The sequence below is a fragment of the Comamonas suwonensis genome (genome assembly GCF_012844455.2).
Lineage (GTDB): Bacteria > Pseudomonadota > Gammaproteobacteria > Burkholderiales > Burkholderiaceae_C > Comamonas > Comamonas suwonensis.
Window position 1 is genome coordinate 122,020 of the sequence record NZ_JABBCQ020000015.1, and the last position, 10,188, is coordinate 132,207.

Annotated in this window: 9 protein-coding genes; 3 read left to right on the forward strand and 6 right to left on the reverse strand. The window is 60.8% G+C overall.

Going from position 1 to position 10,188, the window contains the following annotated elements; genetic code table 11:
• Positions 1–46 precede the first annotated feature (46 nt).
• Positions 47–649, reverse strand: coding sequence for an NAD(P)H:quinone oxidoreductase (gene wrbA, locus HF327_RS16655; protein ID WP_198461422.1), 603 nt, complete (start codon positions 647–649; stop codon positions 47–49).
• Between the two features lie 290 nt (positions 650–939).
• Complete coding sequence (locus HF327_RS16660) at positions 940–1,323, reverse strand: Hsp20/alpha crystallin family protein (protein ID WP_198461424.1); 384 nt, start codon at positions 1,321–1,323, stop codon at positions 940–942.
• Between the two features lie 91 nt (positions 1,324–1,414).
• On the opposite strand from HF327_RS16660, the gene HF327_RS16665 reads away from it, so the two are divergent.
• A complete protein-coding gene (locus HF327_RS16665) occupies positions 1,415–2,707 on the forward strand; it encodes a branched-chain amino acid ABC transporter substrate-binding protein (RefSeq protein WP_198461426.1) in 1,293 nt (430 codons plus the stop codon).
• Between the two features lie 68 nt (positions 2,708–2,775).
• On the opposite strand, the gene mltB is transcribed toward HF327_RS16665, so the two are convergent.
• The 4 genes from mltB to HF327_RS16685 are packed head-to-tail and all read right to left on the reverse strand — an operon-like array spanning position 2,776 to position 8,008.
• Positions 2,776–3,903, reverse strand: coding sequence for a lytic murein transglycosylase B (gene mltB, locus HF327_RS16670; RefSeq protein WP_198461428.1), 1,128 nt, complete (start codon positions 3,901–3,903; stop codon positions 2,776–2,778).
• A 4-nt stretch (positions 3,904–3,907) separates the two neighbouring features.
• Positions 3,908–5,998: a transglutaminase family protein gene (locus tag HF327_RS16675; protein WP_198461430.1), complete on the reverse strand. Its 2,091-nt coding sequence runs from the start codon at positions 5,996–5,998 to the stop codon at positions 3,908–3,910.
• On the reverse strand, positions 5,995–7,053 hold the full coding sequence (locus HF327_RS16680; protein WP_198461432.1) for a DUF58 domain-containing protein: 1,059 nt from the start codon (positions 7,051–7,053) through the stop codon (positions 5,995–5,997). Before HF327_RS16680 ends, HF327_RS16675 begins: the two co-directional genes overlap by 4 nt.
• A gap of 34 nt (positions 7,054–7,087) precedes the next feature.
• Positions 7,088–8,008: an AAA family ATPase gene (locus HF327_RS16685; protein WP_198461434.1), complete on the reverse strand. Its 921-nt coding sequence runs from the start codon at positions 8,006–8,008 to the stop codon at positions 7,088–7,090.
• A 36-nt stretch (positions 8,009–8,044) separates the two neighbouring features.
• Between HF327_RS16685 and HF327_RS16690 the strand changes: the two genes are divergently transcribed.
• Complete coding sequence (locus tag HF327_RS16690; protein WP_198461436.1) at positions 8,045–9,004, forward strand: histone deacetylase family protein; 960 nt, start codon at positions 8,045–8,047, stop codon at positions 9,002–9,004.
• A 33-nt stretch (positions 9,005–9,037) separates the two neighbouring features.
• Entirely contained in the window at positions 9,038–9,814 is a 777-nt protein-coding gene (locus HF327_RS16695; protein WP_198461438.1) for an enoyl-CoA hydratase, read from the forward strand.
• Positions 9,815–10,188 lie beyond the last annotated feature (374 nt).

Below are 10,188 nucleotides of genomic sequence, written 5' to 3' on the forward strand. Positions count from 1 at the left end.
TCAAAAAAAGCAGCCCTAAGGCTGCTTTTTTTATAGCGGCTCACACTTAGCCCGCAAGCTTTACCGCCAGTTTGGCCACATTCTGTCCCTGGTGGCGGGCAATGCTCAGTTCGTCTGGGTGAGGCTGTCGCGAGCCGTCGGCTCCTGCAATCGTCGAGGCGCCGTAAGGCGAGTTGCCACCCTTGACGGCACTCAGATTGGTCTGCTCGGGCAGTGGGTAGCCCAGCGGCACAATGATCATGCCGTGATGCGCCAGAGTTGCCCAGGTGGTGGTGGCCGTCATTTCCTGGCCGCCGCCAGTGCCGGTAGAGGTAAAAACGCTGCCGAGCTTGTTGATCAGCGCACCCTTGACCCAGAGGCCACCGGTCTGGTCGAAGAAGGTTCGCATCTGGCCTGGCATATTGCCAAAGCGCGTGGGTACGCCAAACAGGATGGCGTCGTAATCGGCCAGTTCGGCCGGGCTGGCGACCTCTGCCGCCTGATTGGCCTTGCCGCCTGCATTCTTGAAGGCTTCTTCGGGCATGGTTTCGGGTACACGCTTGATGGTGACCTCGGCACCCGTGACGCTGCGCGCTCCTTCTGCCACGGCCTGGGCCATGGCTTCGATATGACCGTACATGGAATAGTAGAGAACAAGCACTTTTGCCATGGTGTGAATTCCTAGAACAGGGGTGAAAGATGGCGCGCACAACGGGTGCACAAAGGGGACTGCACAGTGTAGAAAACCGATGTGACCTTGCGGTCTGCGTTGTCAGTTTGCGCTTGTAGGCCAGGATGCCGAATCAGGTCCTTCCCGTTCCCAGGCTGAGAGCGATTGCTGAGCATGCATTGAAAAAGCCCGCAGTGCTTGCGCATTGCGGGCTTTTTGCTTTCCGGTCAGCCCCTGCTAAGAGAAGATGGAAGAAAGGATGAGGCTGACGGGTCGGCGGTAAACAGCGCTTATTCGATGCTCAAGGTCACAGCTTTGGACTGTGGTTCAAGCTTGGCCAGAGCCAGCGTCAGCACGCCATGCTCCAGTTTGGCCTTGCTATTGGCAGCATCGACTTCATGGTCCAGCTCCCAGGTGTATTTGACCTGGCGGGGCGCACCTTCCACGCTTTCGAGCTTGACCACCGCACCTTCAATCGAGAGCTTGAGCTGCTCACGTGCCAGGCCTGGAACATCGAGTGTCAATGTCGTGAATTTATCATCGCGGCTGACTTGAACCTGGCGTTGCACGGGGCTTGCGGCTCCCAGGCTGTCTTGCAGAAAACGCTGCAGGGCCAGGTCGGCGGCGCGAGGGGAGACAAAGGCATTACGGCTCATCACAGGGGCAAAGAACATGGTGTTTAACTCCTTTAAACTGCGCGGCTTGCGTTGTTGCCGCTTGATTCACAGGTAGGTGGTGGTAAGCGCATTTCAAGAGGTTTTTTTGATGAATAAATTGCGCCGTGATGTCTTGAAATATCTGCAGTTGCCACTACTATGCGCGCCGTTGGGGGTTGTAGGGGCTGCTTTTGCCGCTTCTCAGAATCTGGCGTTGCCACCCATTAAGCTGGCACTGGTGGAGAGTCTTTCTGGCCCGTTTGCGAATACGGGGGAAGCCGTTTTTCGCAACTTGCTGTGGGCGACCGAGCGCGTGAATGCGCGCGCCGGCGTGCGCCTGCCGGACGGTCTTCATGCGCTGGTGATTGAACGCTATGACAGCAAGGGGCAGAATGAAGAAGCGCTGTCGGCCCTGCGCGCAGCCATAGACAACGGCGCGCGCATCATCATGCAGGGCAACTCGTCGGCGACGGCTGCGGCGCTGCTGGACGCGATTGAAAAGCACAACAGCCGTGACCCGGCGCGCCGTGTGCTGTATCTGAATTATTCGGCGGTAGACCCGGCGCTGACCAATGAGCGCTGCAGCTTCTGGCACTTTCGATTTGATGCCCATGCCGACATGCGCATGGCGGCGTTGATGGAAGTCATCAAGGACGACAAGGCGGTGCACAGTGCCTATCTGATAGGGCAGGACTACAGTTTTGGTCAGGCCGTGCTGCGCGAGGCCAGACGCCAGCTGGCTGCGCAGAGGCCCGATGTGCGTATCGTGGGCGATGAGCTGCACCCTGTGGGCCGGGTCAAAGACTTTGCGCCTTATGCCGTCAAGATCAAGCAAAGCGGCGCGCAAGCCGTGATTACGGGCAACTGGGGCAATGACTTGATGCTGCTGGTCAAGGCGGCGCGAGAGGCGGGCTACGAAGGGCGCTTTTACACCTTCTACGGCAATGCGCTGGGAGCACCCGCTGCGCTGGGCGATGCGGGCGTGGGCAAGGTGCTTGCCGTGGCGGACTGGCTGCCCAATGTGCCAACAGCCCAGAGCCGGGCGTTTTACCAGTCTTTCCGCCAGCGCTTTCCGGATCCGCGAGATGACTATGTGCACATGCGCATGCAGCTGATGATCGAGGCGCTGGCCCAGAGTCTGGAAAAAGCGGGCAGCACCGACACGGTGGCCGTGGCCCGCGCCATGGAGCATGCTCAGGTGCAGCTCGCGGGCCGCTCCGGCAGCATGCGAGCGGCAGACCACCAGTTTCAGCAATCGCTGGTGGTGGGCATGATGGAAAAGCAGGGCGGCGCTGGCGTGGACTTTGATGTCGAAGGCTCGGGCTACGGCTTCAAGGTGGTGCGCGAGATTGCTGCCGCCAGGGCCGAGATGCCCAGCCAGTGCCAGATGAAGCGTTTCTGAAAGCGCTTGAAACTATTAAATCAATAGCTGCTAGCGCTTATTGATTAAGCTCTACAGCGGGATTTCGCTCAATTTTTTGCGGACTGATGGCTGAGGTAAGCCTCATGCACTTCGCGTCCCAGCTCAATCACGGACAGCGCATAGAACGCCGACCAGTTGTAGCGCGTGATGGCGTAGAAGTTCTCCGTGCCCGCAATGTACTCGGTGGTGCCTGAGCTGCCGTTTTTCAGCTCGATCAGCGCGAGAGGGCGCTCATAGCTTTCAGCGCCGAGCACGCGCACATTGCGCTCGGCCATTTGCGTGGCGGTGAAGGTCGGGTTGATGTCGGGGGCCAGCAGAGTGGCGAGATTCTCGCCCTGAGCGCGCATGTCTACGATGAAGGCCGTGGGCAGGCCGGGCTTCCAGCCGTGGCCGATGAAGTAGTTGGCCACGGAGCCAATCGCGTCGGTCGCGCTGTTGAACAGGTCGATGCGGCCATCGCCGTCGAAATCGACGGCATATTTGTCCCAGCTGCTGGGCATGAACTGGCCCAGACCCATGGCCCCGGCGTAGCTGCCGCGCAGTGCAAACGGGTCAGAGCCGGTGCGGTTGGCGGTGACCAGAACCTGCTCCAGCTCGCCGCGGAAGTAATCGGTGCGGGCCTGAGCGCGGGGGTGAGATTGCGGGAAGTCCAGCGTCAGTGTGGCCAGCGCGTCCATCACGCGGAAGTTGCCCATGTTTCGACCGTAAATGGTTTCTACGCCAATGATACCGACGATGATTTCGGCGGGCACGCCAAACTGCTGCTCAGCACGCGCGAGCGCCTGGCGGTTGGCCTGCCAGAATTGCACGCCAGCGCGAATGCGCACGGGGTCGATAAAGCGGCTGCGGTACACCGTCCAGTTCTTCACAAAGGTCTTGCCAGCGGGCGTCATCAGGCGTGTGACCACGGGCAGATTGCGCGCTTCGCTCAGCTGTGCACGCACCCAGTCGGCGGGCAGGTCGCGGCGGCTGGCAATGTCGGCGGCCAGTTGCATGGCGTCATCACGGCTGGCATAGGCGACAGAGGCTGCCGCCGCTGCGGCGGCTATCGGTGCGGCTTTCTTGAGCGTCTTTTTTGCGGGTGCGGCCATGGCGCTGGCCGTCAGCAGGCATAAGGCCAAAGCGCTCAGTGTTTTGGCGTTGAAGCGCTTTTTGCTCATTGGGTTGATGCTCATGTTTTTAGTTCTTTGGAGTAGTAGGCCAGCTCTGGCGCTTGATGGTGTGCCAGCGCTGGCGCAATGTCTTGAGGGCGGTTTCGTCAGATTTTGACGGCGCTGCATAGCGTAGCCGCTCCATGTCCAGCAGCCAGTCAGATAAGGTCGCAGCCAAGGGAGAATTTGCGCTCCACTGCGTTTGCACGCTGCGTGCCAAGCTGCGGGCAGAGTCGCTGGCGCTGCTTTGAATGCCTGCGCGCTGCAGGCGCTGCTGCGCCGTATGCATCAGCTGGCTCCAGCCGTCGCGTTGCGGGCGCGTGAAGCGAGCCCAGACCAGCCACAGCAGTGCAAGGGCGCTGAGGCTGCCGGCCAGCAGTCGCAGCAGATCGGTCCAGCTGGGTGATTCAAAGCCCAGGTTTTGCAGCAGATTGAGCTGTCGGCTTTGCGTGTAGTTGATGACCCACTGGTTCCAGCGGCCGTTCACGGCTTCCCATACGGCGCGCAGCTTCTCCAGCGTGCCGTTGTCGACAAAGTTGCCCATGGCGCTGGCGAGCGCGCCACGCGGTGCGCTCAGCCGCTGAAACTGGCCAACGCGGCCAGGTGACACCGCGCCGGTGGGATCCACGCGGCTCCAGCCTTGGCCGGCAATCCAGACCTCGGTCCATGCGTGGGCGTCGCTGTTGCGCACGGTCCAGTAGTTGTCCACGCTGTTGCGGTCGCCGCCCTGATAGCCGGTGACGATGCGCGCAGGCACACCCATGCCGCGCATCAGCACGGCAAAGGCCGAGGCAATGTGCTCGCAAAAGCCTTGCTTGCTGTCAAACCAGAAGTCGTCGGCGGTATGCACGCTGTCCACCACGCCGGGCTCTAGCGTGTAGGTGTAGCCACCGGTTTTCAGGCGCTGCAGTGCGGCGGCAATCAGCGTTCCGGTGTCTGCGTCGGCGCCAAGCTGGGCACGCAGTTGCTCACCCAGCGCCTGTGTGCGCGGGTTGCTGCCGAGGGGCAGTTGCAGGTAGCGCTGCAGCTCTGGCGTGGCCCTTAGCGGGCCGTAGCTGAAGTCGAGATAGCTTTGCGCATCTACGCGCAGCACATCGGTGATGGGGCGCCAGCTCAGCCACTGCAGACTGGATGTCATGCGCGTGCGACCGATGGAGGCACCCGGCGGCGTCTGCGGTTCGGTCTGGACGGCATCCAGCAGTGTCAGCCAGCGGCGTTTGCTGGGCTCAATCAGCATCTGGTAACGAATGGGCTCGCCGCGCACGCGCAGCTGCGGCGCAGTCATGGCTTCGGCCATGGTGTCGGTCTGCCAGTTGCGGCCATCAAACTGGCTGAGTACCGGGCCACGGAAGTACAGGGTATTGCCCGGTGGTTCCTTCTCACCCGGTGTATCGAAGCGAATGCGCAGCGCCACGCTGTCGTCCATGGCCAGCGATGCAACCTCGCCCACACGCATGTTCTCAGACAGGCCCGAGCGGCCCGCCATATCGTCAGAAGGCACGCCCCAAAGCGGTGCCATCCGCGGAAAGAACAGAAACAGCGCGACCATCACTGGCGCACCCCAGAGCGCCAGCCAGCCCGCGGTGCGCAGCGCCTGCATCAAAGGCGGTTTGCCTGCCGTCATGTGCGCGTTAACCAGTGCGGTGAGCAGTCCCATCAGGCCCAGCACCATGGCGAAGGCAATGGGCAGGGACTGGGAATAGAAGAAGTTGCTGAGCAGAACAAAAAAGCCCAGAAAGAACACCACCATGGCGTCGCGCCGCGCGCGCAGCTCCAGGGTTTTAAGGGCCAGCAGCATGATGACCAGGGTCACGCCTGCATCGCGGCCCACAATGGTTTTGTGTGTGGCCCAGGTGGCTCCAATGGCAAGGGCTAGCGCGCCTGCCAGCACCCAGCGGCTGGGCAGCGCCGCGCCGGTCAAGGCCAGACGTGCGCGCCACAGTAGCAGGCCTGCAGCGAAGGCGCTGGTCCACCAAGGCATTTGCTGAATTTGCGGCAGCAAAATCCAGGCGATGACGGCTAGCAAAAACAAAGTGTCCCGCGCATCGCGGGGCAGGGCGGAGAGTTGCTGAAGCCAGTGGTTGTGTGCAGGCTGGCTGAGAGTTTTCAAACGCGTCATGGGCAAGCCGCCAATGCTTCAAGGCAGCGCGTGGTGTGCTGCGCGCCGCTGCCGGGGGCAACTTCTTTGCCGCCGGACAGGCGCAGGCCCCAGGTGCGGCCTTGCTGTTCTGCCATCAGCACCCAAGCTGTGAGGCGTGACAGACGGGCTTCGTGGTCGGCAAGGCCGGTCTGGCGAATATCCAGCCACAGTCGATGATGGTGGGCAAATGGCCGGTCGCGGCTGACCAGTTGGTGGCTGCCTGTGGCAAAAGATTGAGCGGCTTTCTTCCACACCACCAGCTTGAGCGGGTCGCCCGTCTGGTAGGCGCGCACGCCGTCAAATTCTTCGCCGCTGCGCACTTGTGCACTGCTGCGGCCACCGGCTTCAGGGCTGGCGGGCGGCAGAGGGGGGGCATTTGCTTCAGGGGCGGGATAGACCCAGACCGGTGTTTTGGGCCGCCACAGTGCCCAGACGCGAAAGGTGCCCAGCGGGTAGCGCGTGAGTATGGAGACCGGGGGGAAATCGTGCAGGCCGCGCTGCTGGGGCATAAAGCTCAGTTGCACGGCGGTACTGCCCTGCTCGGGTACATCCACCCAGCTCCAAGCGTTGGAATGATCGGCGCTTTGCCGCGATTGATGCAGTGCCAGCCCTATGCCCCAGCGCCGCGTGCGGCGGCGGTTGTGCAGCTTGAAATTTAGGGGGCAGGGGGCGTGGGCAAAGCAGCCACCATGACCTCGGGCGGACATTGCGGTTTGCAGGCTGAGCTGCAGACCGCGCAGATTACCGTGGCCGACCACCATGCTGGCGGCGGCGCTGCCGGCCAGCAAGAAGGTGAGCAGATAGCCAAGGTTGAGCTGGTAGTTGATGGCCGCAACCAGCAGCACGATCAGCGTGGCCAGCATGGCCCAGCCCGCCCGCGATGGCAGGATGTAGACATTGCTCTGTGTCAGCGTCAGCTGATCGGAGCGTGGCAGGCGTGCAAACATCCATTCGCGGAATTTGGCGCGCGGAGACAGGCGTTGAAAGATATTGGGTATTTTTGGCTTCTCGCCCTTTGGTATAGGGCGCTTCATGCTATGAAATTCATGAGAAATTTCATCGTCATCATCAAGACAGCGGAACGGCTTGCATCATGGCGCGTACCTGCTCCACCGCGCCCCGGCCAGCATGGCCGACTGGCACCAGCCGGTGGGCAATCACCTGCGGCAAGATGGCCTGCACATCGTCAGGCGCCACATAGTCGCGGCCCTCCATCAAGGCGATGGTTTTGGCGGCACGCAGCAGCGCAATGCCTGCGCGCGGGGACAGGCCTTGTGCAAACCATTGGCCGTTGCGCGTGGCGGCAATCAGGTCTTGTACATAGTTCAGCAGCGCATCGCTGACATGCACAGCCAGCGCGGCTGCTTGCAGCTGCTGCAGCTGCTCTTGATTGATGACGGGCTGCAGCGCATCAGCGGCAGAGCGGCGGCCGTTACCCGTCAGCAGCTTGCGCTCGGCGTCGCGTGAGGGGTAGCCCAGACTGATGCGCATGAGGAAGCGGTCCAGCTGGCTTTCAGGTAAGGGGAAGGTGCCCAGCTGATCCAGCGGGTTCTGGGTAGCAATCACAAAGAAGGGCGAGGGCAGGCTGTGGGTCTTTCCCTCCGTGGTGACCTGGCGCTCTTCCATGGCTTCAAGCAGTGCACTCTGGGTCTTGGGGCTGGCGCGGTTGATTTCGTCGGCCAGCAGCACTTGTGCAAACACCGGGCCGCGGTGGAAGACAAAAGCCTCTCGTCCACGGTCGTAAATGGAGACGCCGGTCAGGTCGCTGGGCATGAGGTCGGCGGTGAACTGCACGCGTGAAAATTGCAGTCCAAAACTGTGCGCCAGAGCGTGGGCCAGCGTGGTCTTTCCAACGCCAGGAACGTCCTCAATCAGCAAGTGACCACCCGCCAACAGGCATGCCACGCCGTCTCTGACCTGATCCGGTTTACCCTCCATCACCGTGTTAAGCTGACTCAAAAGCGCATTAATTGTGTTCTGTGCATGCATGACAGAAACATATCCTAAATAAGCGATAGCGGAGACATGACTGTGGGCAAGACAGGTTATTTCACCCATCGGGACTGCTGGTTGCACGAGATGGGTCCAGGCCATCCTGAATGCCCTGCGCGGCTTGACGCGATAGAAGACCGGCTACTCATCACCGGTGTGGGCGACGCGCTGGAGCGCCGTGAGGCCCCTCTGGCCTCTCTGGCCGAGGTGGAGCTGGCGCATGACCCCATGCACATCGCCGCCCTGCAGGGTTTCACTGACAGACTGGAGCAGGAGCTGGCCGCAGGCGGGCCTGAGTACCGCCAGCTCGATACCGATACCGCCATCAATCGCTACACCTTCAAGGCTGCGCTGCGCTCTGCAGGCGCGACGCTGGCGGCGACCGATGCGGTGATTGCGGGCGAGCTGGAAAATGCTTTTTGTTCCGTGCGCCCGCCGGGTCACCATGCCACGCGCAGCCAGGCCATGGGCTTTTGTTTTTTCAACAATGTGGCTGTGGGCGTGAAGTACGCGCTGGATCGCCATCACCTCAAACGCGTGGCTGTGATTGACTTTGATGTGCACCACGGCAACGGCACCGAAGACATTCTGGCGGGGGATGACCGTGTGCTGATGTGCGGCATCTTTCAGCACCCGTTCTACCCGTTCAGCGGCGACAAGGAACCAGCAGCCAATATGCTGAACGTGCCCGTGGCGGCCTATACCAAAGGCATGGATATCCGCGAGATCGTCGAGATGATGTGGATTCCGCGCCTCGAAGCCTTCAAGCCCGAAATGATCTTCATCAGTGCAGGCTTTGATGCCCACCGCGAAGACGATATGGGTCAGCTGGGCATGACGGAAAACGACTTCACCTGGATCACCATGCGTATCAAGGACATTGCCCGGCGCTTTTCCAAGGGACGCATTGTTTCCTGCCTTGAAGGCGGCTATGTGATGGACCCGCTGGCGCGCAGTGTGGAGGCGCATCTGCGCGTGTTGGCCGATATTTAAAGCAGCTCTTAGTCTGAATACAGGGTGACAACGATGAGTGATTCGTTAGTGCTGATGACTCAGGATGCGCGCGGCGTGGTGCGCATTACCCTCAACGACCCGCAGCGCTTCAACGCGCTGAGCAGCGAGATGCTGACCGATCTGCAAGCGGCGCTGGATGCGGTTGCCAAGAATGGGCAGGCCCGCGTGGTGGTGCTGGCTGCGGAGGGCAAGGCTTTCTGCGCCGGGCACAACCTCAAAGACATGGCGGCGCATTCAAAGCTGGCTTACTACCAGCAGCTGTTTGCTCAGTGTAGCCGCATGATGCTATCGATTCAGAAGCTGCCTGTTCCCGTCATTGCGAGGGTGCAGGGCATTGCGACGGCTGCAGGCTGCCAGTTGGTGGCTCAGTGCGATCTGGCGGTGGCCAGCAGCGAGGCCCGATTTGCCACCAGCGGTATTCAGTACGGACTGTTCTGCTCCACACCCAGCGTGCCGCTGGTGCGCAACATGCCCATCAAGCAATCCATGGAGATGCTGCTCACCGGCGACTTCATCGATGCGCAGACTGCCATGCACTACGGCTTGCTCAATCGTGTGGCCAATCCCGATGAGCTGGAAGCCGCTGTGGAAGCGCTCGTGGCTGCAATTGTGACCAAGCCCCGAATTGCCATTCAGATGGGCAAGGAGCTGGTTTATCGCCAGCGTGAAATGGGGTTGGAGCCTGCCTACCAGCTGGCCGGGCAGACCATGGCTATCAACATGATGGATACGGATGCACAAGAGGGCGCTCAGGCTTTTGCGCAAAAGCGCAAGCCGCAGTGGCGATAGTTTTTGAGGAGTGAGAGGGCCGCTTTTCGCCATCTGCAGGTATGCGCTTGCATTGCCAAATCACGCAGCCCGTCCGTTTGAACGACGAACACAGGCTTTGCCAGTGTTACCTTGTGGGCTTGCCGGATGTTGCCACGAGGCTTATGGCTTGATTTAACCTAGGTTTTACCCTGGGTTGACTCGTCTGAGACCCGTGATTTCACACTGGTTGTGCATAAAATTGAACGGTCGTTCTTTTTTATGCCATGCCGCCTGACAAGACGAAAGCACATACTCCAGTCAGATTGACTGGAAACTTGTGTGGAGAGTGTTGCAGTGCCGCATAAAATGAATTCAGTTTACGTAAACGTCAATGCAGTAATCATTAAGGAGCC

Excerpts from the sequence above, each read along its gene's own strand:
- wrbA (WP_198461422.1), bottom strand. The coding sequence starts at position 649 with ATGGCAAAAGTGCTTGTTCTCTACTATTCCATGTACGGTCATATCGAA.
- HF327_RS16660 (WP_198461424.1), bottom strand. The coding sequence starts at position 1,323 with ATGTTCTTTGCCCCTGTGATGAGCCGTAATGCCTTTGTCTCCCCTCGC.
- HF327_RS16665 (WP_198461426.1), top strand. The coding sequence starts at position 1,415 with ATGAATAAATTGCGCCGTGATGTCTTGAAATATCTGCAGTTGCCACTA.
- mltB (WP_198461428.1), bottom strand. The coding sequence starts at position 3,903 with ATGAGCATCAACCCAATGAGCAAAAAGCGCTTCAACGCCAAAACACTG.
- HF327_RS16675 (WP_198461430.1), bottom strand. The coding sequence starts at position 5,998 with ATGACGCGTTTGAAAACTCTCAGCCAGCCTGCACACAACCACTGGCTT.
- HF327_RS16680 (WP_198461432.1), bottom strand. The coding sequence starts at position 7,053 with ATGAAGCGCCCTATACCAAAGGGCGAGAAGCCAAAAATACCCAATATC.
- HF327_RS16685 (WP_198461434.1), bottom strand. The coding sequence starts at position 8,008 with ATGCATGCACAGAACACAATTAATGCGCTTTTGAGTCAGCTTAACACG.
- HF327_RS16690 (WP_198461436.1), top strand. The coding sequence starts at position 8,045 with ATGACTGTGGGCAAGACAGGTTATTTCACCCATCGGGACTGCTGGTTG.
- HF327_RS16695 (WP_198461438.1), top strand. The coding sequence starts at position 9,038 with ATGAGTGATTCGTTAGTGCTGATGACTCAGGATGCGCGCGGCGTGGTG.